Source organism: Comamonas flocculans, assembly GCF_007954405.1.
Taxonomy (GTDB): Bacteria; Pseudomonadota; Gammaproteobacteria; order Burkholderiales; family Burkholderiaceae_C; genus Comamonas_C; species Comamonas_C flocculans.
The window spans coordinates 3,234,985-3,261,218 of record NZ_CP042344.1; the positions used below are offsets into that span (position 1 = coordinate 3,234,985).

Genomic DNA, 26,234 nt, shown 5'->3' on the forward strand with positions numbered 1-26,234 from the left:
CAGCAGCCCTTGCCGCTTTTCTCGCTGCTGCATCCCTGAACCGATAGGAGTATCACCATGAACGCCGTTACCCAAACCGAAGCCCGCGCCGTCACTGCCGCCGCCGCTATCCCGCTGGAAGCTGCCGACCCGACCAAGAACCTGATACTGGTTGCCCTGTCGCGGCTGGTGTCGCGTCCTGCTGGCCGCAACGTGCGCAAGACCCCGCGCATGTCCATTCCCGAGCTGGCCGCGTCCATCCAGCGTGTCGGCCTGCTGCAAAATCTGATCGTGATTGCCGCCGCCGATGGCGAGCATTACGAAGTGGTCGCCGGTGGCCGCAGGCTGGCCGCGTTGAAGCTGTTGGCGAAAAAGCGCCGCATCAGCAAGGAATGGGAGGTGCCTTGCCTGCTGGTGGCCGATGGCACCGCCCGCACGGCCAGCCTCACCGAGAACGTGCAGCGCGAAGCCATGCACCCGGCCGACCAGTTCGAGGCATTCGCCGCGCTGGTGGCCGAAGGCCGACCCATCGAGGACATTGCAGCGGATTTCAGCGTGTCCCCGCTGGTGGTGCAGCGCCGCTTGAAGCTGGCGAACGTCTCGCCCCGGCTGCTGGCCGACTACCGCGCCGAAGCCGTGAACCTTGACCAGTTGATGGCCCTTGCCATCACCGACGACCACGCCGCGCAGGAAACCGCGTTCTACGATGCGCCGACGTGGCAGCGCAGCCCGAATGCTTTGCGCGAACGCCTCACCGAAAGGGAAATCGACGCCTACCGGCATCCGCTGGTGCGTTTCGTCGGACTGGAGACCTACGAAGCCGCAGGCGGTGGCATCCGCCGCGACCTGTTCGCGGATGACGATGCGGGCGTGTATCTGACCGATGCCGCGCTGCTGGATAGGCTGGTGCAAGACAAGCTGGCCGGTATCGCCGCCGAGGTGAAGGCCGAAGGCTGGGCGTGGGTGGACGCCACGCCGGGCATGACCCATGCCGACCTGCACGCTTTCCAGCGTGCGCCGAGGGAGCGGCGCGAGCCGAACAAGCGCGAAGCGCAACGCATCGAGAAGCTGCAAACCAAGCTGCACGAACTGGCCGCAGCCGTGGATGACGCGCTGGAAGCCGAGGACGAGGACAAGGCCGACGCGCTGCAAGAGGAAGGGGAAGCCGTGGGCGAGCAGTTGCAGGCGCTGGAAGATGGCTTGCAGGACTACGGTGCGACCGTGAAAGCCGCAGCCGGTGCCATCGTCACCATCGACCGCAACGGGCAGGCCGTGATTCATCGCGGGCTGATGCGCGAAGCCGAAGCCAAGGCGCTGCGCACGCTGGAACGCCTGCGCCAAGGTTTCGGCGGCGAGGATGCCGGGAACGACGACGAAGGCGAGGATGACGAGCAGCCCAAGACCGCCGCCATGTCCGACCGGCTGGCGCAGCGGTTGAGCGCCCACCGCACCGCCGCGCTGCAAATCGAAGTCGCCCGGCATCCGCAAGTGGCGCTGGCCGCGCTGGTGCATGGCATGGTGCAGACCGTCTTGCAGGAAAGCCGCTACGGCCACGACCTGCCGCTGGGCGTGAGCCTGAAAGTGCAAGACCGGCTGGAAGGCATGGCCCCGGACTGGCCGGAATCGCCCGCCGCCGTGGCGCTGCGCGAACTGCAACAGGTAGCGGGCGAAGCCTTGCCCGAGGACAGCACCGAACTGTTCGCCGCGCTGCTGGCGAAGTCGCAAGACGAACTGGTGCGGCTGCTGGCGGTATGCGTGGCCGTCACGGTGGACGTGGTGACGCATCGCGCCATGCCGCACCAGCCCGGTGAGGAACTGGCGCAGGCCGTGGGCCTCGACATGGCCGCATGGTGGCAGCCGACCGCAGAAGGCTACTTCAAGCACGTTTCCAAGGCCGCGATTCTGGATGCCGTAGGCGAGTACGCACCCGAACAGGTCAACCGGCTGGCGAAGCTCAAGAAGGCCGACATTGCCAGCGAAGCCGAGCGGCTGGCCGATGGCACGGGCTGGATGCCCGCCATCTTCAAGGCCGAAGGCACCACGGCGCAGGATGCGCCGCAGGCCGTGACGGATGACGAGCCGGAAGCCATCGACCACGCCGACGAGCAGCAAGCCCACGCACTCGCCGCGTGACCCTGCACTGATGAGCGCCCCGGTTCCGACCGGGACGCTTCGCTGTTCCATTCGCACCGGCTCCAGACCGTTCCGCCCTGGGGCTGGTGGTCAAAATCCGGGCGCGGCAGTGGCCGCGCCCGGTTTCAAGGCTCAAAGCCAGAACGCCCCTTCACCGCCTTCGGGCAGGCGGCGAAGGGGCGGCGCACAAGTGGCCTTGTGCGCAGAAAACCTCTCGAAGCCCATAAGTGCGTCGGCGCAGAGCGCCGACGACATTCCGAACGCGCCCCGCCTCAATGGGCGGGATTTGTGGGGCTACGCCCCGGCTTGCTGCGGCAGGTTGCACGAAAGCGTGCCGCCCTCGACGCTGGCGCGGTTCGTCGCCTGTACGTCACGAAAGGCGGCTCACCGACACACCGCCCGACCCTGCAATGGAGCTTCCACGCCACGCCTCACGCAAGAGGCCGCCTGCTACGTCAAGGGCGCTTTCACCTTGTCGCCGGGTGTTGTCCTTGCCCGTGTCAGGGCGCAGGCCGGTGAAGCCGTCACGCGGGGATGCCGAGTCGGTCGTGTCTCCATTCGGGAGCGGGCGGCCAGTACGTCCTTGTGTTGTTGTGAATCCTGGCGGTGGCGCGGCTGCGCCTTGGGCTTCATGGCCGCAACCTTCCAGCGAAAACAATTTCCCCTGCGCTGCGCGCATTCCTCGCGGGACAAATTCTTTTCGCTTCCAGGCGCTCCACTGCGTTGCGCCCGCAAGCGGTGCGGCCCGCCCATCCCCCGCCGGACGGATCACAACAAGGACGCACTGGCGCGACCTTGTTCAACCCGAAAGGAGAAACATCATGGCAAACATCGGCACCTTCACCGCAGACAAAGACGGCTACACCGGCTCGCTTCGCACCCTGACCCTCAACGTCAAGGCCAAGCTGGTTCCCAACGACAAGGGCGAGAACGAAAGCGCCCCGGACTTCCGCATGCAAGCGGCAGGCCACGACTTCGGCGCGGCGTGGAAGAAAACCAGCGAGGCCGGGCGGGATTACCTGTCGGTGGTCATCGACGATCCTTCGTTCCCGGCGACGGTCTATGCCCGCCTGATCGAAGGCGAGAACGGCACGCACGACCTGATCTGGTCGCGCAGCAAGCCCAAGGCGGCCTGACGGCCGCCCACAGCGCCCCGCCCATTGCGGCGGGGCGCTGTGCTGCTGATCGCAGCACCGCATGCACAGGGTTTCGGCGGTTGCCTCATGCCCGGCATGTTCAGTACCGACATCGTATCGGTGATGGTCGAATGTTCCGAAACCCGCGGCAGCAGGAACAGCATGGCGTGTCGGCGCGATGCGCCGCCGGGCTTTCGGGCTGCGCCCCGTGCCGACTTCGCCGTCACGGCCATTCGGCGTCAATCCCTCACGCCTTCGCGCCGATGGCGCTGCGCGCTTTGCTTGCCTCCAGGGGAAAGCCCTGCGGCCTATCCCCGCCGCGCTGCGCTTGGCGCCCCTTGAACACCGCCGAACCGGCTTGCGCCGGATCGGCCGGCCAGCGCTCGCCGCAATGGATGGGGCGCTGGCTGATTCGGCAGCTATCGGCCAGGGCTGCTGGCAAGCCCTTATTCTTGGCCGACCGCTTCAGGCTGGACGCGGTCGTTGGGTGAGTGGCGTCACTGACCCGTGTCGATTCACTCCGGTCTCTGGCAAAGCCGATCAAAGCAAAGACTGGACCGGCCCGAAAGGTGCCCGGATATCATTAAGGGCCATGGCCATCGACTTGCGGACCTTGGGCTCTAAGCTCGCCAAATACCGAGGACAGCTCAAGGAGTCGAGCGTCGAAGTCGCGTCTTCAACTGGCATTGATGCAGCTCGCCTGGCGGCCATAGAAGCCGGCCAGCAAGAGCCCACCGGCGACGAGGTGCTGATTCTCGCTGACCACTATCGCTGCGACTTCAAGTTCTTTATTTCCAACGAGCAAGTCGCCCCGTTCGAGCAGACCGAGACGCTTTACCGCGCGCACGGCAACGACTTCACCAAAGAGGATCGTCGCGCAATCCAAGAATTCCTCTACTTGTGCGAAACCGAAGATTTCCTGGTGCGAGAGCTCGGCCGCCCACCCAAGAGCTTCTCGTTCGCGCCTTCGGGTGCCTTCTTCAAGGGCCACGGCGAGGCCGCCGCCGCGAGCCTGCGGACCGCCCTAGGTTACTCCGACCGGGAAGTCCCCCGGGATGTTTACGCAGAGTTCCGCAGTGTGGGTGTCCATGTCTTCCGCCGCAAGCTTGGCAACTCGAACATCTCCGGCCTGTTCATCATGCATCCGGTCGCGGGCAAATGCGCTTTGGTCAATCACAGTGAGGACATCTATCGGCAGCGGTTCAGCGCCGCGCACGAAATGGCGCACGCCATCTTTGACTTCTCCCAAGGCGCTAGCGTCAGCTTCGAGGGAGCTAGCGGATCAGACATGGTTGAGCTGCGAGCCAACCGCTTTGCATCCTGTTTTCTCATGCCACCAGCCTTTCTGGCCCAGCTCCCGGACCCTGCACGGTGGACGGATGCCGATGCGCAGCGATGGGCGAACGATCTGCGGGTGAGCTGCGTCGCGCTCGCCATCGCCCTCAAAGAAGCCAAGCTGATCGACGCGGCGACTTGCGATCGCATTCGCCGCCTACGCGTCGCGCGCGACGCCAAGATCGATCCCGAGCTGCCCGACAGCCTCAGCGTCGCGCAGCGAGAGCGCAAGGCCCGCCTTCTCGAATCTGGGCTCTCCGACCACTACGTCGGTCTGTGCTTCGATGGGTTCTCTGCCGGCGTGATCAGCATCGGCCGGCTGGCCGAGGCGCTGCTGTGCAGCCATGGAGAACTTGCAGAGCTGGCCGACCTTTACGGGCGGAGCCTGCATGGCCATTGATCCGTCTGTGTTCCGCCTGGTGAATGTCGCCGACACCTGCTCGGTGTGGAACGTGCTCTCGTCTGCCAAACTGCACGCGGCAGCCAAGGAGGCCCACTGCGAGTTTTGCATCACCAGCTTCGTGCGCTACGAGTCCCTGCACAAGCCGCGCAAGGAGGCGCCGACGGCGGCCGAGACCGAACTTATGCGGCGGCTAGTTCAGGAGCAGGGGCGCGGCGGCTTCGTCGCGCACTCATGCGACATCGGTGACCTGCAGGCAATCAAACTACTGGAGAGCCGCAAGCGCCTAGGCAAGGGCGAACTTTCGTCCATCGCGTTCGCCATGAAGATCGGGCAAGCGGTCATCACCGATGACCAGAAGGCGCGCAAGCTCGCCCAGGACTCGGGCCATCCGCACATCCAGACAACTCCGCACTTGTTCTCATGGCTGATCTTCAAAGGCCGGCTTGGCGACTCGGACAAAGGGACCGTGATCGCGCAGCATAAGGCGATGAATCGCCCCCTGGAGCCCCACTTCGAGACCGCCTACGAGATGGCCCTCCAATGCAGGCTCAACGCGCCGCCATAAACCTCCGGCCGATCTAAAAATCCCCATCGGCGTTCGCTTACCATAGAGAAGATTCGATTTTCGACCTCTCCCTGAAAAAATGAGCTTCGGGCGATCTAACCTACAAACCCAGCTGACAGCGTGGCTTATGCGCCGCACGTCGTCCAGCGGCGTGAGACGAGTGGCTCCCATCGCCGCTGCTCTCGCTACGGACGTAGGCGAAATTCGCCAGGAAAATCAGGATCGAGTAGCCATCGTACGCGGCCGGGATCGGCTTGGCAGGCCTTTCGCGGTTGCCGCGTTGGCCGATGGGATCGGCGGGATGCAGCAAGGCGCTGAATGCGCGGCATTGGCTCTCGGAAGTTTGTTTGCCGCCATCGCAAGCGAGGCGACGGCTTCAATCGACTCGGGGCAGTGGTTGCTCCGCGGCATACACCAGGCTAACAACGATGTGCATGCGCGGATGCATGGCGAAGGCGGAGCTACGATCTCGGCGGCGTTGATTTCAGGCAACGGCCCCATCCATTGGGCCAGCGTTGGCGACAGTCGCGTCTATGTCGCCGATGGCTCATCGTTGAAGCAGATCTCTATCGACGACACCATCGCGGGCCAATTGGGCCGCATTGGCGAGGCGGGTTTTGATCAATCAAAGCTGATCCAGTTTATCGGCATCGGCAAACCGCTCGAGGCTAGCGTTTCAAGCTTGCCCCCCCATGATGGCGTAGCCATTTTTCTGACGACCGACGGGGTACATTTTCTAGATTCGACGCCTTGGTTTGGCCAATTGATAAAGCACGCCCCAGATCCTGGCGTTTGCGTTCGTCGCTTGGTTGAGCTTTCTCGGTGGTGCGGCGGTCCGGACAATGCGACGGCTGCCATGCTCTCGCTTGGAGACGCCATTAACGAGGGCATGCCTGACGTCGATAGGTGCCTTGAAGTGTGGGATCCGTTCGGTGAGCTACATGTGATCGTTGACCCTCTGAGGCAGCCCACATCGCCCGCGCAGCAGCCAGCGCCTGCCGCAAAGACCGCCCCGGCTCTCTCTCATGATGTCCAGCCGCCAGAGGGCGAGGCCGAAACATCTGCGGCAGCCGCGGCCCCGCAAGAAGCCAGAGCGGCTGGCGCGACAAAGAAAGGGCGCTCAGCGCGCAAAGGCAAGTCGGCTGCGAAAGGTCAACGAGCAGAAAAGAGCCAAGAAAAGGCGAGCGTGCCTCAGCTCCTGATCGAATTCCCCAACAAGACCAACTAATAAATGCCGTTGCCAGATCGATATCAAATCTCTGGTGCGGCGCTCGCCGGCGGTATGGGATCTGTCCATCCCTGCCAAGATGCCGTCCTCGAACGCAAGGTCGCGATCAAAGTCATTCAGGACACGGCCAATCGGCGGCGCATGCTTGACGAGTTGAAGGCTCTGCTCAAGATGCGCTCGAAGCACGTTGTCCAGGTCTACGATGTGCTCCAACTGGGCGGATCGGACTTGGGCATCGTCCAAGAATTCATAGAAGGCTCAGACCTCTTCGACGACGCATTGGCCCCTACAACGACCACAGCCTTCTACAAACAGCTCTGGCAGATCGCGTCAGGAATCAGCGACATCCACGCCGTCGGAGTCATCCACCGCGACATCAAGCTCAACAACATGAAACTCGATCCCGAAGGGGTCGTGAAGATTTTTGACTTCGGCTTAGCGCGCGACGATGGCCCGGCGGCGTCCACTGTGGGTTTTGTTGGAACGCGCGGCTTTGCGGCTCCTGAACTTTACCTTGCCAACGCAAAGTTCACGATGGCGGTGGACACGTATGCATTTGGCGCATCTGCGCTTTTCCTTGCGACGCGCGGTTTGCCTGCCGACCTCATGGCCCAACCGCCGACCCCGACTGCCGCGAGCTACTTCACAGGCTTGCCGTTCGCAGTTGCTCCGGAAATCATTCAGGTGCTTGACCAATGTCTCGCGACAAGGCCTCAAGACCGGCCGGCGATGTCCCATGTTCGAGACCTGCTGGCTCGGCACGTGCTTTTCGACCGGCATCAGGCTTTGCTTGTCTTTCAGGGGCGCGCATCCTACTTGAACGCCGGGAGCCGCTCGGTGAATCTCAGCTTGCCGAACATGGGGCAAATTCAAATTCGCTACGACGGCTTGGACTTCCGTGTTCAAAGCCTCAGTGGCGACGTGCTCGTCAACAACCGCCAACTCCATATTGGCGATGCCCTGCCTGGCTCGTGCGTCGTAGCTTTAGGAGCCCAAGATCAAGGCAACCGTCGCCGCTACATCACGTTCGACTTGTCCCACCCGGAGATCGTCCTATGAGTGGTCCGTTGTCGACAGGAGACGTGGTTGGAGGGCGTTATCAGATCGTGCGCTACGTTGACGCTGGCGGCATGCAGTTCGTCTACGCCGCCAACGACAATTTGACGGATCGGATCGTGGCGTTGAAAACGCCAAAGAATCCGTCGGCGACCAAGCGATTCAAACGAAGCGCGGTCGTGGCTGCGAAGGTGAACCACCCGAACGTCGCAAAGACCCTCGACTACTTCAAAGAAGGCGACGCTCGCTATCTAATCGAGGAGTTCATTGAAGGCGCGGACATGGCCAAGGCCTTGCTGCGCCAAACCAGATTTCTCGACCCCTACCTCTGCGCCAAGATTTTTCATCACTTGGCGAAGGGGGTCGCCGCCGCCCATCATGCTGGCGTCATCCACCGTGACTTGAAGCCGACGAACGTGATGGTTGTCGGCGGCTATTCGCTCACCGAGGTGAAGGTCACCGATTTCGGGATCGCCAAGATGGCGGGCGAAGAGCTGGAGGAAGCGGCTGCCGGCGGCACGGCCACCATGACCACGTCGCAAACGGCTGTGGGGGCTCTCCCCTATATGGCGCCCGAAGCAATCGACACCCCGACGGAGGTGGGTGCGAAGGCCGATGTGTGGTCCCTCGGCGCGATGATGTTCCATCTGATGTGCGGAGAGGCACCTTATGGCGTCGGCTTGCGAGCCGTTCGTGCAATCCTTGCGGCGGAGAGGCCCGCAGTGCCGGCGTTCCTCACCGCAAATCCCCAATTCGCTCCACTCTCAAGCCAAGTCATAGACCTGGTTTTTTCTTGCTTGAATCGCGATCCCGCGGAACGGCCAACCGCTGACGAGCTTGTCGCTCGCTGCGGCAATCTCTGCTACACGCCGGCACCTCGAAGAGAAGGCCGAGTCAAGCGAATCGATTACAACGCATACGGCTTCATCAGCACGGACAATGGGGACGTTTTCTTCCACACCGAAAGCGTCTACGGGCCTGAGAGACTGCAGGTGAATGACCAAGTGCTCTTTTCAAGCTTCAACGGCGGCGGGGCGGACCGGGCTCATCCAGTGATGAAACTGGCATAACGGGTTTGAGGCCGATCGCATCGCGGGCGTCCAATCGGAGGACCGCACACTGCGCCAGCGCGCTGAAGCCCGTGAACGGCGGCTCTGGCCGGCAAACCGGTCACTACCGCGGCTATCGGGTCCGCGTCTCGTTTTACCGGAATGTGGCGGACACCGTGAACACGATCACCGACATCGAACGGCCGAGAACGCTGCGCAACAGTCATTTCATTGACGTGCGGATTCGGGGACGACTGCGCTGGGTCGTTCTCTGCCGTTGCCGTAGATGCTTTTTTACCGCGACTTTGTGTATGCCTCCAGGGGAAAGCACAGCGGCCTATCCCCGCCTCGCTGCGCTTGGCGCCCCTTGAACATCGCCGAACCGGCCAATGCCGGATCGGCCGGGCCAGCGCCTACGGCCTGGCCGCCGCGAGCTGGCTTTCAGCCTCGCCCATCAGCACCGCCGTGCTGCATTGGAGCGCGCCGGCAATCTTGAAGATCAGTGCCAGTGTAGGCATATGCTCGCCGCGCTCGATCTTGCCCATGTGCGACCGCTCGATGCCGGCCAGGTGCGCCAGCGATTCCTGCGCGATGCCGCGCTCCATCCGTAGCGCACGCACCGCCGCGCCGAAGGCGTGGGCCAACTCGGCGTCATGGGTGGTGGTGCCCGCCGGTCGGCCGGGCTGGACGGAACGCTTCTGCATGGACAGAAGCGTCGATTCACAGCACAATTAAAACCACGTTATCTTTAACTCATTCATAGAAATCCCACTGTTTTGCGCTTCTACGGAAATCCGCATTTACGGCTTTGAACGAAGGCGCGAAGTCACGGAGCCGCAATCGTGTTCATGCACAAATCCGCCGAGATGGCTTTGCGCTTTCACGCTTCGGCGGATTTGTGCAGCCGCAGGGAATCGCCATGAATCCACTCATCACCGAGGACGACCGCGCCCGCCTGCTGGCCCACGGCCAAGCTCGCGCCGCTTGCGAAGCCAGCGACCCGCTGCCCGTGGTGCGGCTGTTCACGCCGGACGCGCATGTGACATGGCTGCTGGTGTCGCTAGACCCCGCCGACGGCGACACGGCGTATGGGTTGATCGACCTGGGCATTGGGGTGCCCGCGCTGGACACCGTGAAGCTGTCCGACCTGGCCAGCATCGTCGGGCCGCGTCGGCAGCCGGTGATGCGCGATTGCTATTTCCAGCCCACGCGCACGCTGTCGGAGTACGCCCGCTTGTCCGAGCAGGACGGGGCCATCCCGGACTGAGCCCGGCGCACTGTGACTTTTTCAGTCTGGCGTCATACCGGGCTGGTCTCAATCGGGATTCTTGCAGCGTGGCCGCACCAATCTGATCCAAACGGACAGGATGTTTTGCGCGGGCTGCGGCAGGCTGGCCTGTACGGCGTCCGATATCGGGGCGCTGCCGCCGCAGCATTGAGACGAATACCGCAACGCATCGGAGCCAATCGAATCGGTCTTGACAGCCCCATCCACCTTTTTACCCCATGACGTTCCGACGATGGCGATGTAGCGCGTAGTGTTTTCGTGGCGGCGATTCCTGTTCGCAGGAGGAGGCGTCATGGTCGATCCCCATCACGCCGCCCATTGGTATCCAACGGCGGCATACCTCTACGTCTTGTGGCTGGATGCGCTTGCGCTGGCCTGGGAATACTTGCGCAGGCATCCCGACTACCGGCGCGACTGGCTGCGCCATCATCGCCGTTCGCCGTCTTTGCAGGCGGCGCAACACTGGGGCCTGCGCCTGCTGGAAGACCCGGCGCTCGATGCGCGCGACGCGCATCCGGCCTGGCAGCCCGGCCACGCGACCTTGGTTCAGCTCTATCCCGATGACGATCCGCCGGTGAACGCCGTGCCTTTCGCGTTCTGGCGCATTCCCGGCCACAAGCAACTGATCCACGACGGCAAGCGGCTGGCGCTGATTGCACGCAGCCCTGGCCGTTGCCGGCGCTTCGCGCTCTCGCCCGGCCTGTACGATGGCATGGCGTTCGTCTATGCCGTGCGCGCAGGCGCTGCGCCGCCGGTCGGCTTCACGTTTGATATGGCGCAGGCCGCACCTGCCGCGATGACATCGCCCAGGCCGACGCCTGGTGCGCTGCTGGAGTTGCACACCTTGCAGGCGCTGGATGCGGCCCTGGCGGGCGCATCGTTGCGTGAGATGGCCGAAGGCTTGTTCGGTGCCGATGCCGTCGCCACCGACTGGCACACCGACAGCGCCTTGCGCGCCCGCGTGCGCCGACTGGTGCGCCGTGGCGATGCGCTGATGCGCGGCGGCTATCGTCGCCTAGCACAGCTTCCACCACTGCCGTTGCAGTAGGGGGGACGTTTCGCGCCCACCGCAGATCGTCCCTTCGCGGAAAGCCTCGCTTTTCTGAAAGTGCCTCTACCCGGTCGCATGGTGTGGCCGGGCTTGATGGAGGTACTTCCCATGCGACCCGCTCCCTTGCGGCCTGCCGCTACTGTTTCGACCGCTGCCGCGCAGCCGCAGCGTTATCTCACCAACGACGAAGCCGCCGAGTACCTGCGCCTGTCGCCGCGCACGCTGGAAAAGCAGCGCGTGATCGGCGGCGGCCCCCGCTTTCGCAAGTTCGGCCGCCGCGTCATGTACGCCGTGGCCGACCTCGATGCTTGGGCGGCTGATCGCAGCTTCGAGACGACTTCCGATCCCGAATATGCCGAGCAGCACTCGGCCGACAGCCGTGCGCGCTGATCGCTGGCGCGCGTCAGGCCATCGCCATGTCCAGCCCTGCGCTGCCCGTGCGGCAGCGGCCTTCGCAAGAACGCGAACAGCTCGACCTGTTCCGCGCCTTGCCGGGCGACATGGCACCGCGCGACAGCCAGGACTTGATGGCCTTTCCGTTCTTCTCGCTGGCGAAGTCACGGCGCACCGCGCCGATCGACTTCCGAGCCGGCAACGTCACGATCCGCGTGGAAGGCACGGCCGAGCACGGCATCGCCACGATCTGGGATGCCGATGTGCTGATCTGGGCCGCCAGCCAGATCGTGGAAGCACGCGACGCGGGCCTGCGCCCGTCGCGGCTGATGCAGGCCACGCCCTACGAGATCCTGCGCTTCATCGGGCGCGGTACGTCGCTGCGCGACTACCAGCGCCTCAAAGCGGCCCTGGATCGCCTGCAATCGACCACGGTGGCCACATCCATCCGCGAGACGACAGGCCGGCGTCTGCATCGCTTCTCATGGGTGAACGAATGGCGCGAGCTAGCCGATGCCCGAGGCGTGCCGCTGGGCATCGAGCTGATCCTGCCCGACTGGTTCTATGCAGGCGTGATCGACGCCGCCCTGGTGCTGACCATCGACCCGGCGTATTTCCTGCTGACCGGCGGCATCGAGCGGTGGCTGTACCGCCTGGTGCGCAAACACGGCGGCAGGCAGGAACACGGCTGGCAGTTCGACTTTCAGCACCTGTACCGCAAATCGGGCAGCGTGGCGCGCTACTACGACTTCGCCGCCGACCTGCGGGCATTGGTCGCGCGGCAGTCCTTGCCCGGCTACCACTTGGGCATCGAGCACGTCTCGGGGCTTTCTTCGCCGCTGCTCACGTTCCGGCCCGTGCCGTCCACGGCACGGGGATAAGTGCGGTAGAGCCTGTGGACGGACTCGTGCTATCAGGCAACACAAGTATCGTGCTATCAGGCAACGAACTATCGTGCTATCAGGCAACAAAATCGGCCGCAAACCCGCACCAGCACTGGGTTTGCGCGCCCTCTAACTTCCCTAACTTAAATTCTCTAACTTTTAGTAGGGAAACGCCGCTGCGGTGGATAACCGCCACGCGGCCACCAACGCAGCAGCGACAGCCAGGCTTTCCAACACGGAGGGCTAGGTCATGATCGTCGCGCTGCTCAACCAGAAAGGCGGCGTCGGCAAGACCACGCTCGCCACCCACATCGCCGGCGAGCTGGCGATGCGCGGCCAGCACGTCGTGCTGCTGGATGCCGACCCGCAGGGTTCATCGCTGGACTGGACGCAACGCAGAAGCCAGCAAGGCTTGCCACGGCTGTTCAGCGCCGTGGGCCTCGCACGCGAGACGCTGCATCAGGAAGCCCCGGAGCTGGCACGCCGCGCCGATCATGTCGTCATCGACGGCCCACCGCGCATCGCCGCCTTGGCGCGCTCCGCGCTGCTGGCGGCCGAGCGCGTGCTGATTCCGGTGCAGCCCAGCCCCTACGACCTGTGGGCCAGTGCCGAGATGGTGGCGCTGATCCGCGAGGCGCAGGTGTTCCGGCCGCTGCTCCGCGCAGCCTTCGTCATCAACCGGCGCGTAAGCACCACCATCATCGGCAGGGAAGCGCGGCAATCGCTGGCCGAACAGCCGCTGCCGGCGCTACGCGCCGAGGTGTGCCAGCGCATCGTGTTCGCCGTCAGCGTGGCCGCTGGCCGGCTTGCGCGCGAGACGGCACCGGACAGCGCCGCCGCACGGGAAATCACCGCCCTGGTGGACGAACTGCTGCGGTGGACGACATGACAGCGAAGCCACCGCCGAACAGCAAACGTGCGGCAAAGCGCGTCGGCATCGGCGCGCGTCCGCCCGCGAATCCGCACGCCGAGGCGTGGATTCGCCAGGGCGACGCCGATGCGCTGGGCAAGGGCGACCTCTACACGGCCCGCCTCACCCTCGACATCACGCCCGCGCTGCGGGCGCGCATCAAGGTATCGGCCTTCACGCAAGGCGTGACCGTGGCCGACCTGCTGCGCGGCCTGCTCGAACGGGAGTTTCCCGATAACCGCAGGGAGAACACTCCGTGACCGCATCCGCTGCACCTGCTGCCGCGCCTGCCGCTGGCGCGGCCACGGCTGCGCCACAGCCATCATTCATCGCGCCTTCCGGCCAGCCCGCTAGCGCGCCGCTGACGCGCGTGGCGCTGGCCTACATCGAGGCCCGTTTCAAGCTCTACCTTCGCTTCGGCAAACCCGCGCGTATGCACCAGCTCGACCGCTGGCGGCGGAGCGCGGTGTTCCTGCCGGGCGCGGTGTTCTGCCGCGTGCGCTGGCAGTCCAACGATTACGGCACCGTGCGCTGGCAGCTCATGGTGATACAGGCTTGCACACCGCTTCATGCCATGCAGCGCATCCCCGGCGTGCAGCCGGGCGCGCGCCTGCTGCTGCACGCCGAGGGCGACGGGCAGGTGCGCGCCGTGCTGGAGCGCATCGACGCCATCGAGGCACTGGGCATCGCGCCTGTCGCCGTCTCGCCCGCGTACTGGCGCACGCTCGCCAACCGGCTCGCCGCGCGCCTGCCGCTGCCCGAATACACCGCCGAGCGGCACGCCGCCTGGCTGGCCGGGAGGACGCTGCCATGACCGCCGTTTCCACTACGGGCCTCGCGCCGCGTCCTCGCTCGCGCCTGCGCGCCCGCATCGTGCTCGCGGGCCTCGCCGCCTGCGGCCTCGCTGCGCTGGCCTGGGCGTCCTTCGTGCATCCATTCCCGCGCCTGATCTACAACCCGTCCGACAGCGTTCCCGTGGGCTGGTATCGCGTCGATCCGCTGCGCCATCGGCCCGGCTCGCTGCCACGTCCATTGTCCGTGGACAGCATCGTCCTGACCACACTGCCGCCAGACGCCGCCGCGCTGGCCGCGCAGCGCGGCTACCTGCCGGCGCGCGTGCCGCTGCTCAAGCGCGTGGGCGCAGTCGCGCCACAGCAGGTTTGCGTTTTCGATGCGCTGGTGTGGATCGACGGCGTGCCGGTGGCTGCCGTTCGGCCCGCCGACCGGCTGGGCCGTCCGCTGCCATCCTGGCCGCAGTGCCGGCAGCTTCGGCCTGGCGAACTGTTCCTGCTCAGTGTGACCAATCCGGCGTCGTTCGACAGCCGGTATTTCGGGCCGGTCAGCGCATCCGCCGTGATCGGCGTCGCGCACCCGATCTGGCTGGAGAAGCGCCCATGATCGCCGCCGATTCGCTGCGCATCATCGTGCTATCAGGCGTGCCGATCCGGTGGCGTTCTGCGTGTCGTCGCGCGTGCAGTGCGAGCGCCAATCCTGCGTATCGGGCGCCGCACTTCGCGCTGCCTTCCCATGTGCAGGCGTCTTGCCTCGAACGCGCCCGGCCTATGGCCGTCGCCGCGTTTGCCGGCGCGCTGGCTGCTCGCGCAGCAGCGCAGCCGGGCCGCCGGTGCCTGGAGCGACAGCGGAAGGCAAAGGCGGAAGGCAAGACAAAAGGACGCGGCACCGGGCCACGTCGAAAGCCAGTCTGCACGTGGGGTTGGCGCGGCACAGCGCGGCTTCGCCACCGTGCCGTGTTCGGCGCGAGGCTCGCGCCAATGCAGGCATGTCCGCGTGCTTCGCACGACAGGGCATGCCGGAGCTTTCAGGGAGCACAGCCATGAGCGACCGCCGCGATGACGATTTTCGCGTGCGCCTGAATCCTCCCAAGGCCCCGAACAACCGGGGCAAGGGCCAGGGGCAGAGCTTCGTTTCCAAGGTGCTCAAGCAGGCGGGCAAGGCCAGCAGCGGCAAGTCCACGGTGCGCCGTCCGGCATCGGCGCGCGGCACCGGCCAGCGTCCCGGCTCGCGCCTGGGGCGCGGCCACACGGCGGCGCGCTTCGCAGGGGCGAAGCTGACGCCCATGTCCCGGCGCGCGACCATCAAGACGCTACTGGTGAATCACCAGCGGGCCAGTCCGCAATCGCTCGCCAAGCACCTCCGCTATATCGAACGTGATGGCGTGGGTCGCGACGGCGAACCGGGCCAAGCCTACGGGCCGCAGACCGATACCGCCGACCTCGACGCCTTCAAGGAATGCTGCGCCGACGACCGGCACCACTTCCGCTTCATCCTCTCGCCCGAGGATGGCGCGGAACTGGAAGACCTGCGTACCTACACGCGGCACCTCATGGGCCGCATGGAGGCCGACCTTGGGACGGGCCTCGATTGGGTGGCGGTGAACCACTGGAACACCGACAACCCGCATACCCACCTGATCGTGCGCGGGCGCGACGACACCGGCAAAGACCTCATCATCGCGGGCGACTACATCGCCGACGGCTTCCGCCATCGCGCCGCCGAGCTGGCGATCGAATGGCTGGGGCCGCGCACCGAGCTGGAGATCCAGCAGACCTTGAGGCGCGAGGTGGAACAGGAGCGATGGACGAGCCTGGATCGCACCCTCAAACGTGAGATAGGCGAGGCTGGCAGCGATGGCCTGGTGCATGTCGAACGGCTCAACGAACCCCGCTTGCAACGCCAGCGCCTGCTGCTGATCGGCCGCCTGCAACGCTTGCAGCGGCTGGGCCTGGCCGACGAGACGCAGCCCGGCACCTGGGCCGTCCATGCCGATGCCGAGAAGACCCTGCGCGCCCTGGGCGAGCGCGGCGACATCATCCGCACCATGCAGCGGGCCATGCGCGGCGAGCCGCGCGAGTTGGCGGTGTTCGAGCCTGGCGACGACGGCCGAACCATTCTCGGCCGCGTGGCCGCGAAGGGGTTGGCCGACGAGCTGCGCGACCGGGGCTATCTGGTCATCGACGGGGTGGACGGCAAGGCCCACTACGTCGCGCTCAACGCCCGCGACGAGCTGGCGAACTATCCGACCGGGGCCGTGGTGGAGGTGAAGGGATCAGCCGACGTGCGCGCGGCCGACAAGAATATCGCCGCGCTGGCGAGCGATGGCCTGTACCGCACCGACCACCACTTGGCGGTGGCACAGGGCCAGGCCGTCCCCGGACGCGACCCGCAGGAGGTCGTGGCCGCCCATGTCCGCCGGCTGGAAGCCCTGCGCCGGGCGGGCATCGTGGAGCGCGTGGCCGAAGGGCTATGGAACGTGCCGGGCGACCTGCCCGAGCAGGGCCGCCGCTACGACGCGCAGCGCCTGGGCGGCGTGGCCGTGGAGCTGAAATCGCACCTGCCCATCGAGCGGCAGGCGCGCATGATCGGTGCCACCTGGCTCGACCAGCAGTTGATCGGTGGCGGCTCGGGCCTGGGCGACCTGGGCTTTGGCGCGGAAGCCAAGCAGGCGATGCAGCAGCGCGCCGACTTCCTAGTCGAACAGGGGTTGGCCGAGCGGCGCGGGCAGCGCGTGATCCTGGCGCGCAACCTGCTAGGCACGCTGCGCAACTGGGAGCTGGCACAGGCCGCGAAAGACATTGCCGGCGAAACCGGTCTGGAATACCGGCCCGTGACCGACGGCCAGCGTGTGGTTGGCATCTACCGCCGTTCCGTCATGCTCGCCAGCGGGCGCTACGCGATGCTTGATGACGGCATGGGCTTCTCGCTGGTGCCGTGGAAGCCGGTGATCGAGCAGCGGCTGGGGCAGCAGCTTGCCGCGACGGTACGCGGCGGTGGAGTGTCCTGGGAGATTGGGCGACAGCGCAATTTTACGATTGGCTAGCCAACTCATGAAATGGCTTTCCTTGTTAGTTCCCAGTTGGAGCAGCTGCAAGTTCTCCAAGCATCGAGCAAAGCCTAGCGGGCCACGGTGCCGCGTACACAGCGTGTCGCCATGTCTGTAGATAGGCCTCCACCTCTTTCGTCATGTTGCGCGTGACATGTCAAGCAAGCACTCGGAAACAGGAGTCTGCCGTTCATCGAACAGACTTCCCGTGCTCTGCCGTGCCTTCGATAGTTCGCATTGATGATCCTAATATTTTTATTTCATTGTTTACTAATTTAGATTCAACTAATATACACATCGCCACTCGGCAAACAATCTTGAACTAGTGAGGACTCCATGCAAGACACTACCTCGGCTTTTCCCCGCCTCAACGAACCTGCCCCGGACTTCGACGCCAAGACTACGCACGGTGATCGCAAGCTGACCGACTACAAAGGCAAGTGGTTGATCTTGTTTTCGCATCCGGCCGACTTCACGCCGGTGTGCACGACTGAGTTCATCGGCTTCCAGAAGGCTGCCGACACGTTCCGCAGCATGAACTGCGAGTTGATCGGCCTGTCCATCGACAGCCTGTATTCCCACCTGGCCTGGACGCAGAATATCAAGGAGAAATTCGGTGTTGAGATCAGCTTCCCCATCATTGAGGACATCAAGATGGAAGTGGCAAGCGCCTACGGCATGGTGCACCCCGGTGCAGCTGACACCCAGGCTGTGCGAGCAACCTTTTTCATTGATCCGGAAGGCATCTTGCGCGCGATGGTCTATTACCCCATGAGTAACGGCCGCTCTATCGACGAGTTCGTGCGACTGCTTAAGGCCATGCAGACCAGCGATGCCAACATGGTCGCTACCCCCGAAGGCTGGACGCCGGGATGCGACGTGATCGTGCCCCCGCCCAAGAGCCCAGATGCCATCAAGCAGCGCATGGGTGAAGGCTACAAGACGACGGACTGGTACTTCTCGACCAAGAGTCTGTAAGGGCTGCGTCGCGGGCCCAGCTCAGCAGCCCGAGACCATGGTCTCCGGGTTGCTGAGGAGCCAGAAAGGATAGGGAGGTCACATCCGATCTCGGCTCGCCGCGTTGCTCTGAACCGTCCCGGTGCGGTTCAGACCGCCTCGATGAGCCGCAAGGGCAACTGCTGGGACAACGCGTCCAGCGAGTGCTTCTTCAACAGTCTGAAGAACGAGCGGGTACTGGCACGACCTACGCGACGCGAGCCGACGCCCAGGCCGATTTCTTCGAGTAAATCGAGGTGTTCTACAACCGCAGGCGCCGCCACTCCACGCTGAGCTACAGCTCGCCGCTTCGGTTCCTCGAGAACTGGATCAGCAAGCATGGTGCGGCATGAGAGCGGCCCGCTGGAAGACGAAATTCGATGGGCACCTCAGCTTGGCTTGCAACACTGAATCTGCCTAGACCAGCGGTCAGGGGCAAAACATATTCTTGAGTGTCGACATCAGTCTCTTCACGGCGGGGTTGTCTATGCGGTAGTACAAGGTCTGGGCTTCGCGGCGGAATGCGACGAGCCCTTCCTCGCGCATCTTGGCCAGATGCTGGGACAGCGCCGATTGGCTCAGCGGAACGTGCTCTAGCATCGCACCGACAGTCAGCTCGCCATGATCGATCAGCAAACACAACACCAGCATCCGCTGCTCGTTGCCAATGGCGCGCAACATCGCCGCAGCCTTCACCGCGCCTTCCTGGATGAATCGTTGGTTGCTCTTGCTCAGCGTCACGGTTATCTTTAATTCAGATTGCACTAATTTAGATTATACTAATATACAATGAACCTGAAACATGCATTGCGCTAGGAGTCGGTATGCAATCTCAGGCCCACATTGAAGCATTCTTCGATGAGCCGACCAACACCGTGACCTATTTGGTCTCGGACTCGCGCACGCGACAAGCAGCAGTGATCGACCCGGTTCTGGACTACGACTATCGCAGTGGCGAGGCATCCATCGCATCCGCAGACCGCGTGCTGAAGAGGGCGCGAGATTATGGCCTGAACATCGTGTGGGTGCTGGAGACGCACGCCCATGCTGACCATCTGAGTGCTGCCTCGTACATTCGACAACGCACAAAGGCACGGGTCGCGATTGGCGAGCACATTCGCGACGTTCAGACTTTTTTCCGGCCGGTCTTCAACGTCGACGATGTGTCGGGTAACGGCAGTGAGTTCGATCACCTTCTGAAGGATGGAGAGAGATTCGAAATCGGCCACCTGACGGTGGAGGTTCTGCATACGCCGGGTCATACGCCTGCGTGTGTCTCCTACCGCATCAGCGATACGGTCTTCGTGGGCGATACGTTGTTTATGCCTGACTACGGAACGGCTCGCACCGATTTCCCCGGGGGCAGTGCAAGGATCTTGTACCGCTCCATACAGCGGCTGCTTGCGCTGCCTCCGGAGACACGAATCTTCCTGTGCCATGACTACAAGGCTCCCGGTCGCGACAACTACGCGTGGGAGACGACGGTTGCCGAGCAACGTGCGCACAACGTCCATGTAAGAGAAGGCATGGACGAGGATGCTTTTGTCACGATGCGCCAACAGCGCGACGCCACCTTGGCCGTGCCCACACTGCTGTTGCCTTCGATACAGGTGAACATCCGGGCCGGACGGTGGCCCCGCGCGGAATCCAACGGTGTTCACTATCTCAAGATTCCTCTGCGGATGGCCTGAAAATGACCGCAGCAGACAGCGCGGCGCAAGGCCGGAGGCGTTAAACATGTCGGGCGAACTGCTTTCAGACAGGCCTCGGCCGATGGCGGATTCGCGGATTGATGCGGCCAGCCTGGCCCATGCGATCAGCCCAATACTGTGGGTACCTCAGGCGGGCTTGATTGCATTTGGGGTGTCACGGTTGCAAAGCAGTGCAGGCTTGGCGGGTGTCTTGTGGCCGGCATTCGGCATCGTGCTTGCGGGTACGCTGCGCGCCTGGCTCGAAGCGTGGAGCGCCGGCCGCATGTTCGATGCCGCGCGCGAGCGCCTGGGCCAATGGCGTGTGGATGCAGTTGCTGCTTTGGCTGCGCGTTCTCCGCTCGATCGCGCCCGAGCGCATGCCGGCGCGGCCGCGAGCGCGCTGGCAGAACAGGCCGACGCGATCCTTCCCTGGCAGACGCGCTACCAGGGCGCCATGTGGCGCGTGCGCCTCATGCCCTTGCTGATACTGTTGCCGGTGGGCTGGTACTCATGGGCTGCGGCAGCGGTGCTTGTGCTGGCGGCGCCGCTCATTCCCCTGTTCATGGCAATCGTGGGCTGGCGGGCTCGTGCCGCCAGTCAGGCGCAATGGCTGCAGATGGGCAACATGAACGCATTTCTGCTCGATCGCCTGCGCGGCCTGCCGACGCTGCGCGCACTGGGCAGTACGGAGGCCACCGCGCGCCGCTTGCGGGCGAGCACCGAAGATCTGCGCCAGCGCACCATGCGTGTGCTGCGCATCGCGTTCCTGTCTTCGGCGGTTCTGGAGCTGTTCGCGGCGCTGGGTGTGGCGATGGTGGCGGTTTACGTCGGGTTTCACCTGCTGGGGTACCTGGATTTCGGTGCCTGGGGGCGGCGTCTCAGCCTGGCTCAAGGCTTGTTCATTTTGTTGTTGGCGCCAGCCTTTTTCGAGCCCTTGCGGGAGCTGGCTTCCGTCTGGCATGACCGGGCTGCCGGTATCGCGGCGATGGACGCGCTGGATAGGCTCCACGCGGGCGGATTGCCCTTGTTGGACGACGAGCAAAACGCGCCGTCCACGCCGCATGCATCGGCAGCTCGGCTGCCGCCGGGCGTGAAGATCGAGAACCTCACATTCGCGTTTTCCGATGAAGCCCCGGTTTTCCAGAACTTCGCCCTGGACGTGAAGCCGGGAGAGCATGTCGCGTTGATGGGAGGCAGCGGAACGGGAAAAACAGTCCTGATGTCGCTCATTGCCGGGCTGCTGCCCGTGTCGCAAGGCAGCATCGAGATCGGAGGTGCTCCCTTGACCGCGGCATCGGCGCGGCGGTTGCGTGGGCGCATGGCCTGGATGGCGCAACGCTCTCACGTGTTTTCCGGGTCGGTTCGGCACAACGTGTCCCTCGGACGAGCGGGCGTGGAGAACGCGCAGGTGCACCAGGCGATTCGGTGGGCACGGCTGGACAAGGTGGCGCAAGCGCACCCCGGTGTCTCGCTGGGTGAAGGTGGAACGGGTCTGTCGGGCGGCGAGGCTGCGCGTTTGGCGTTGGCGCGCCTGATGGCCGCGCCCCATGCCGATCTGCTGCTTGCGGACGAACCGACGGCCCACCTGGACACGGAAACGGCCGAGCAGGTCACCGAGTCCCTCGTGGCCCTGGCCCAGGGACGCACCCTGATCGTGGCGACCCATGATCCCGAGCTTGCGGCACGCATGGATCGCGTCATCGAGCTGTCGGCGACTGCCGATGCCCCGAAGCCCATTCAGGGAGGTTGGCATGGCGCGTAAAGCCGCTGCGGCCATATCGACCTTGCTACCCGCAGTGCGGGCCACACTCGGCGGGTCTTCACGCCGCATGATGCTGGGCGCTGCGCTGGCGACGTTGACCGTTCTAGCAGGCATGGGTCTGCTCGGCCTGTCGGGCTGGTTCATCGCTGCAACGGCGATCGCGGGACTGCAGTTCGCCAGCGCTCTGGCGTTTGACGTCTTTGCGCCGTCGGCCGGCATTCGCCTGCTGGCCCTCGGGCGGACCGTTGCACGCTATGGCGAGCGGATTGTCACGCATGATGCGACGCTGGCCGCCTTGGCACAACTGCGCGAGCGCATCTTCCGAAGCTGGGCGGGCGGAGGGAACATTCAGGATCTGCTGCGCCGCCCAGCCCGCGCTCTGTTTCGTCTGACCGTCGACCTCGATGCGCTGGAATCCTTCTACCTGCGCCTTCTGGTGCCAGCCGGCGCCGCGCTGGGCGCGGCGATTTTCGGTACCGTTGTGCTCGGCACCGAGGCTCCCTGGTTCGGCATCTCGCTGGGCGTCTGGCTTCTGCTCGTAGGCGTTGCCGTGGCGGTCGAAGTGATTCGCCGCTCGCGGCAGCTCGCAGCGCGGCACGCTCTGTTCACCGAGCGTTTGCGTGCCCAGACTGTCGATCTGGTGTCCGGCCAGACCGAACTGGTCATGGCCGGACGCCTGGCTGGCCAGTGCGATGCACTCCAGCGCACGGATCGCCGCCTGGCGCGTATCGACCGGCTTCTACACGGCCTGGACATGTCTGCCGGTGCTGCCTACGGTATCGCTGGCAGCCTCACTTTGGCCCTTGTGCTGCTGGGCGTCGGCGTGTTGACTGACCAGGGCCGTCTCGGCACCCCCGGTGCGGCGCTCGCGCTGTTGATCGCCCTGACGGCGATGGAGCCGTTCGCGGCGCTGCGGCGAGGCGCTTTGGAGGCTGGACGTACTTGGCTGGCAGCGCGGCGCCTGTCGCCATATTGCGGCGATGGTGATGTGGCGCCTCCGCCCAGGGCGTCCCTCGAAGCCGGCTATGCGATCAGCCTGCAGCAGGTATCGGTGCGCTATCCGGACAGCCCCGTAGATGCCTTGCGGTCTTTGTCGCTGGTGCTGATGTCTGGAGAACGAATCGCCATCGTTGGCTCCAGCGGCGCGGGTAAATCAACGCTCATGGCCGTGATTGCAGGCGAGCTGATACCGCACGAGGGAGTCATTCGTTCGCAACCTCACGCATGGCTGAGTCAACGCGCAGATCTTTTCCAGGACAGCCTGCGCGACAACCTGCTGCTGGCTAATCCCGAGGCTACAGACGCATCTCTTTGGCAGGCGCTCGAAGCCGCAGGCCTTGCATCCGAGATTCGAGCTCTGCAAGCTGGACTCGATACGCGGCTCGGCGAAGGAGGACTTGGGCTGTCGGGTGGGCAGTCGCGCCGTCTGGCGTTGGCGCGTCTGCTGCTTCAACCGCACCCGCTGTGGCTGCTGGACGAGCCAACCGAAGGGCTGGATGCGGCGACTGCTATGGACGTCCTCGCGCGGCTCGACTCGCTGGGTGCGGGTCGAGCCTGGCTGATGGCCACCCACCTCCAGCGCGAAGCGGCACTGGCCGATCGGCTGCTGGTCCTGCGTAGCGGTCGCATCGAAGCGGAGTTTTCTCGCGGTAGCACCGGGTTTGAAGCCTCATTGGCCGCATTGAGGCGCGACTGATTTATTCACGCACACATGATTTGACATCAATAAAGGAAACCCACCATGGACTTTGACATCGTCAGCCTGTCGCGATTGCAGTTCGCGATCACGGTGCTCTACCACTTTCTATTCGTTCCATTGACGCTAGGCCTGTCGATCCTGATCGCCATCATGGAGACGGTCTACGTGATGACGGGCCGAACCATCTGGCGCGACATGACCAAGTTCTGGGGTGTGCTCTTCGGCATTAACTTCGCCATGGGCGTGGCCACCGGGATCGTGATGGAGTTTCAGTTCGGCATGAACTGGAGCTACTACAGCCACTACGTCGGCGACATCTTCGGCGCGCCGCTCGCCTTGGAGGGGCTCATGGCCTTCTTCCTGGAAGCCACCTTTGTCGGCCTGTTCTTCTTCGGCTGGGATCGCCTCTCCAAGGTGAAGCACTTGATCGTCACCTGGTGCGTGGCGCTGGGCTCGAACTTCTCGGCGCTGTGGATCCTGATTGCCAATGGCTGGATGCAGAACCCCGTGGGCGCCCAATTCAATCCGCAGACCATGCGCATGGAGATGACGGACTTTTTCGCCGTGCTCACCAACCCGGTGGCGCAGGCCAAGTTCGTGCACACCGCCTCGGCCGGCTACGTGACGGCGGCCATCTTCGTGCTCGGCATCGCAGCCTGGTACGTGCTCAAGGGTCGCCACGTCCAGCTGGCCAAGCGCTCGATGACGGTGGCCGCCTGCTTCGGCCTGGCTTCGGCGCTGTCGGTCGTGGTGCTGGGCGACGAGAGCGGCTACCTCTCCACCGAGCACCAAAAAATGAAACTCGCCGCCATCGAGGCGATGTGGAAGACCGAGCCCGCACCTGCCGCGTTCACCGCTTTTGGATTTCCCGACCAAGCCGCACGGGAAACCCACTTTGCAGTCCACATCCCGTGGGCCATGGGACTGATCGGCACGCGCTCGCTGACGACGCAAATTCCTGGCATTGACGATCTGGTTGCGCGCGCCGAGGTGCACATCCGCGATGGCATCCTGGCCTATGACGCCCTGCAGCAGATCCGTGCCGCAACGGGGGGCGCGAGCGTGCCTGACCAGGCGCAGGCTGCATTCGAGGAGCACGGACAACTGCTGGGCTACGCACTTCTGCTGAAGCGCTACGTCGACGACCCCCGCCAGGCCACGCCTGAGCAAATCGCCAAGGCAGCCTGGGATACCGTGCCGCAGGTGGCGCCACTATTTTGGACGTTCCGTGTCATGGTCGGCCTGGGTTTCTTCTTCATTTTGCTGACCGGCGTCTTCTTCTGGCTTTCGGCTCGACGTCGGCTGGATGCGCACCCATGGTTGCTCAAGGTCGCCGTGTGGTCGATCCCCTTGCCTTGGATTGCCGCCGAGTTCGGCTGGATCGTGGCCGAGGTGGGACGTCAGCCATGGGCCATCGAGGGCGTTTTGCCAACGGCGGTAGCAGTGTCTAACCTCGGCGCCTCTACCGTGCTGCTGACAATCGCCGGCTTCGTGGTGATCTACACCGTCCTGCTCATCATCGAGATGAAGCTCATGCTCAAGGCAATCCGCAAGGGGCCCGACACCCATGCGCCCACCTACATCGAAGGCCAGCCCGCCGGTTCGGCTGGCCTGGCACCTGCACAGTAATACCGTAAGGAGAAATAGCATGATCCTCCACGAACTCATCTCATATGACGTGTTGCGCCTGATCTGGTGGGCACTGTTGGGAGTGTTGCTGATCGGATTCGCGCTTACCGATGGCTTTGACCTCGGCGCGGGCACGCTGCTGCCTTTCGTCGCGCGCAACGACAGCGAACGCCGCACCGTTATCAACACCATCGGGCCGGTCTGGGAGGGTAACCAAGTCTGGCTGATTCTCGGCGGTGGAGCCATCTTCGCGGCTTGGCCGCAACTCTATGCAGTGTCGTTCTCCGGCTTTTATCTAGCGATGTTCGCCATCCTGTTCGCACTCATTTTGCGGCCCGTGGCATTCAAGTTCCGCAGCAAGCGGGAAGATCCAGCTTGGCGCAGTCGCTGGGATTGGGCTCAGTTCGTGGGTGGGTTCGTACCAGCGCTGATCTTTGGTGTGGCAATGGGCAATGTGTTGCAGGGCGTTCCCTTTCGCATTGAACACGACATGCAGATTTTCTATGACGGAACATTCTTCGGGTTGCTCAATCCTTTTGCCCTGCTGTGCGGTCTCGTCTCTGTCACCATGCTGGTCATGCATGGCGCCGCCTGGCTACAACTCAAGACTGAAGGCCACGTAGCCGAGCGCGCGCGCCGTTTTGGCATCGTGGCGGCGCTGCTGACCGTGGTGCTGTACGCAGTGGCGGGGGTCGTTCTGGCCAACTTCGTGTCGGGGTACGCGATCACGAGCGAGATTGTGCGCGGTGGCGCTTCGAATCCTCTTGTCAAGACCGCTGTGATGCAAAGCGGCGCCTGGTTTGCCAACTATGCCTCCGAAAACGCGCTTTGGGTGGTGCCGGCATTGGGTTTGGCGGGCTCCATGGCCGCTGCGATCTGCTTGGCGGTGCGTCGTCCGGCGGCAGCTCTGCTTACTGGAGGCGTGGGTATCGCGGGGATCATCGCTAGCGTGGGCGTCTCCATGTTTCCTTTCATCCTGCCGTCATCGGTCAATCCGTCGGTTAGCCTGACCGTGTGGGATTCCTCATCGAGCCACCTCACGCTGTTCATCATGCTCGTTTCGACGGTCATCTTTATGCCTCTAATCCTGGCCTATACCAGCTGGGTGTTCTCGGTCTTGCGCGGCAAAGTCGACTCCGAGGCCATTCGGGATGGTAAAGGCCATGCGTACTGACCCGTGCACGCTTTCATTCATAGGAGATTGAC

24 protein-coding genes and 1 pseudogene are annotated in these 26,234 nt (G+C 64.1%); 23 read left to right on the top strand and 2 right to left on the bottom strand.

What is annotated here, in order from left to right; translation table 11 throughout:
* The first annotated feature begins 57 nt into the window (after positions 1 to 57).
* The 7 genes from FOZ74_RS15500 (at position 58) to FOZ74_RS15535 (ending at position 8,905) form a co-directional block, all read left to right on the top strand.
* Positions 58 to 2,112 (top strand): ParB/RepB/Spo0J family partition protein, encoded by a 2,055-nt coding sequence (locus tag FOZ74_RS15500; protein WP_146913949.1) that lies wholly within the window; start codon positions 58 to 60, stop codon positions 2,110 to 2,112.
* Between the two features lie 821 nt (positions 2,113 to 2,933).
* On the top strand, positions 2,934 to 3,248 hold the full coding sequence (locus FOZ74_RS15505) for a DUF736 domain-containing protein (protein WP_146913950.1): 315 nt from the start codon (positions 2,934 to 2,936) through the stop codon (positions 3,246 to 3,248).
* A 592-nt stretch (positions 3,249 to 3,840) separates the two neighbouring features.
* Positions 3,841 to 4,983: a helix-turn-helix domain-containing protein gene (locus tag FOZ74_RS15515; protein WP_146913951.1), complete on the top strand. Its 1,143-nt coding sequence runs from the start codon at positions 3,841 to 3,843 to the stop codon at positions 4,981 to 4,983.
* Positions 4,973 to 5,551: a hypothetical protein gene (locus FOZ74_RS15520; protein ID WP_146913952.1), complete on the top strand. Its 579-nt coding sequence runs from the start codon at positions 4,973 to 4,975 to the stop codon at positions 5,549 to 5,551. Before FOZ74_RS15515 ends, FOZ74_RS15520 begins: the two co-directional genes overlap by 11 nt.
* Before the next feature lie 160 nt (positions 5,552 to 5,711).
* Complete coding sequence (locus FOZ74_RS15525; protein ID WP_186764621.1) at positions 5,712 to 6,779, top strand: PP2C family protein-serine/threonine phosphatase; 1,068 nt, start codon at positions 5,712 to 5,714, stop codon at positions 6,777 to 6,779.
* 3 nt (positions 6,780 to 6,782) lie between these two features.
* On the top strand, positions 6,783 to 7,838 hold the full coding sequence (locus FOZ74_RS15530) for a serine/threonine-protein kinase (protein ID WP_146913954.1): 1,056 nt from the start codon (positions 6,783 to 6,785) through the stop codon (positions 7,836 to 7,838).
* Complete coding sequence (locus tag FOZ74_RS15535; protein WP_146913955.1) at positions 7,835 to 8,905, top strand: serine/threonine-protein kinase; 1,071 nt, start codon at positions 7,835 to 7,837, stop codon at positions 8,903 to 8,905. The genes FOZ74_RS15530 and FOZ74_RS15535 overlap by 4 nt, the downstream gene beginning before the upstream one ends.
* Before the next feature lie 392 nt (positions 8,906 to 9,297).
* Here FOZ74_RS15535 and FOZ74_RS15540 read toward each other — a convergent pair whose 3' ends face one another.
* A complete protein-coding gene (locus FOZ74_RS15540; RefSeq protein ID WP_146913956.1) occupies positions 9,298 to 9,588 on the bottom strand; it encodes a helix-turn-helix domain-containing protein in 291 nt (96 codons plus the stop codon).
* Between the two features lie 215 nt (positions 9,589 to 9,803).
* Here FOZ74_RS15540 and FOZ74_RS15545 point away from each other — a divergent pair, with 215 nt between their 5' ends.
* The 11 genes and pseudogenes from FOZ74_RS15545 to FOZ74_RS15605 form a co-directional block, all read left to right on the top strand.
* Positions 9,804 to 10,151, top strand: coding sequence for a DUF2958 domain-containing protein (locus tag FOZ74_RS15545; protein ID WP_146913957.1), 348 nt, complete (start codon positions 9,804 to 9,806; stop codon positions 10,149 to 10,151).
* 313 nt (positions 10,152 to 10,464) lie between these two features.
* Positions 10,465 to 11,220, top strand: a complete 756-nt coding sequence (locus tag FOZ74_RS15550) for a DUF2285 domain-containing protein (protein WP_146914235.1) — start codon at positions 10,465 to 10,467, stop codon at positions 11,218 to 11,220.
* Positions 11,221 to 11,331: 111 nt separating this feature from the next.
* Positions 11,332 to 11,613, top strand: a complete 282-nt coding sequence (locus tag FOZ74_RS15555) for a helix-turn-helix transcriptional regulator (protein ID WP_033987191.1) — start codon at positions 11,332 to 11,334, stop codon at positions 11,611 to 11,613.
* A 26-nt stretch (positions 11,614 to 11,639) separates the two neighbouring features.
* Positions 11,640 to 12,497 carry a replication initiator protein A gene (locus FOZ74_RS15560; RefSeq protein WP_146913958.1) on the top strand — a complete coding sequence of 286 codons (858 nt, stop codon included), beginning with the start codon at positions 11,640 to 11,642 and terminating at the stop codon, positions 12,495 to 12,497.
* Between the two features lie 253 nt (positions 12,498 to 12,750).
* Entirely contained in the window at positions 12,751 to 13,389 is a 639-nt protein-coding gene (parA, locus tag FOZ74_RS15570) for a ParA family partition ATPase (RefSeq protein ID WP_146913959.1), read from the top strand.
* Positions 13,386 to 13,670: a chromosome partitioning protein ParB gene (locus FOZ74_RS15575; RefSeq protein WP_146914236.1), complete on the top strand. Its 285-nt coding sequence runs from the start codon at positions 13,386 to 13,388 to the stop codon at positions 13,668 to 13,670. Before parA ends, FOZ74_RS15575 begins: the two co-directional genes overlap by 4 nt.
* Positions 13,667 to 14,224, top strand: a complete 558-nt coding sequence (locus FOZ74_RS15580; protein ID WP_146913960.1) for a DUF2840 domain-containing protein — start codon at positions 13,667 to 13,669, stop codon at positions 14,222 to 14,224. The genes FOZ74_RS15575 and FOZ74_RS15580 overlap by 4 nt, the downstream gene beginning before the upstream one ends.
* The gene (locus FOZ74_RS15585) at positions 14,221 to 14,808 is read left to right on the top strand and encodes a S26 family signal peptidase (RefSeq protein WP_024540073.1); all 588 of its coding nucleotides are present in this window, start codon (positions 14,221 to 14,223) and stop codon (positions 14,806 to 14,808) included. The genes FOZ74_RS15580 and FOZ74_RS15585 overlap by 4 nt, the downstream gene beginning before the upstream one ends.
* 436 nt (positions 14,809 to 15,244) lie before the next feature.
* Positions 15,245 to 17,248, top strand: coding sequence for a relaxase/mobilization nuclease domain-containing protein (locus FOZ74_RS15595; RefSeq protein WP_024540074.1), 2,004 nt, complete (start codon positions 15,245 to 15,247; stop codon positions 17,246 to 17,248).
* 339 nt (positions 17,249 to 17,587) lie between these two features.
* Entirely contained in the window at positions 17,588 to 18,229 is a 642-nt protein-coding gene (locus FOZ74_RS15600) for a peroxiredoxin (RefSeq protein ID WP_024540075.1), read from the top strand.
* A 138-nt stretch (positions 18,230 to 18,367) separates the two neighbouring features.
* A pseudogene (locus tag FOZ74_RS15605) lies at positions 18,368 to 18,600 on the top strand (IS3 family transposase); the annotation flags it as partial.
* A 76-nt stretch (positions 18,601 to 18,676) separates the two neighbouring features.
* Here the strand turns inward: FOZ74_RS15605 and FOZ74_RS15610 are convergent.
* Positions 18,677 to 18,928, bottom strand: a complete 252-nt coding sequence (locus tag FOZ74_RS15610; protein WP_084301299.1) for an ArsR/SmtB family transcription factor — start codon at positions 18,926 to 18,928, stop codon at positions 18,677 to 18,679.
* Positions 18,929 to 19,071: 143 nt separating this feature from the next.
* Between FOZ74_RS15610 and FOZ74_RS15615 the strand changes: the two genes are divergently transcribed.
* Genes FOZ74_RS15615 through cydB form a run of 5 tightly spaced genes read left to right on the top strand, consistent with a single transcriptional unit; the run spans position 19,072 to position 26,202 of the window.
* Positions 19,072 to 19,938, top strand: a complete 867-nt coding sequence (locus FOZ74_RS15615) for an MBL fold metallo-hydrolase (protein ID WP_024540078.1) — start codon at positions 19,072 to 19,074, stop codon at positions 19,936 to 19,938.
* 46 nt (positions 19,939 to 19,984) lie between these two features.
* Entirely contained in the window at positions 19,985 to 21,700 is a 1,716-nt protein-coding gene (gene cydD / locus FOZ74_RS15620) for a thiol reductant ABC exporter subunit CydD (RefSeq protein ID WP_024540079.1), read from the top strand.
* On the top strand, positions 21,690 to 23,396 hold the full coding sequence (locus tag FOZ74_RS15625; protein WP_024540080.1) for an amino acid ABC transporter ATP-binding/permease protein: 1,707 nt from the start codon (positions 21,690 to 21,692) through the stop codon (positions 23,394 to 23,396). Before cydD ends, FOZ74_RS15625 begins: the two co-directional genes overlap by 11 nt.
* A 45-nt stretch (positions 23,397 to 23,441) precedes the next feature.
* Positions 23,442 to 25,028 (top strand): cytochrome ubiquinol oxidase subunit I, encoded by a 1,587-nt coding sequence (locus FOZ74_RS15630; protein WP_024540081.1) that lies wholly within the window; start codon positions 23,442 to 23,444, stop codon positions 25,026 to 25,028.
* A gap of 19 nt (positions 25,029 to 25,047) precedes the next feature.
* A complete protein-coding gene (cydB, locus tag FOZ74_RS15635; RefSeq protein WP_024540082.1) occupies positions 25,048 to 26,202 on the top strand; it encodes a cytochrome d ubiquinol oxidase subunit II in 1,155 nt (384 codons plus the stop codon).
* Positions 26,203 to 26,234: the final 32 nt, after the last annotated feature.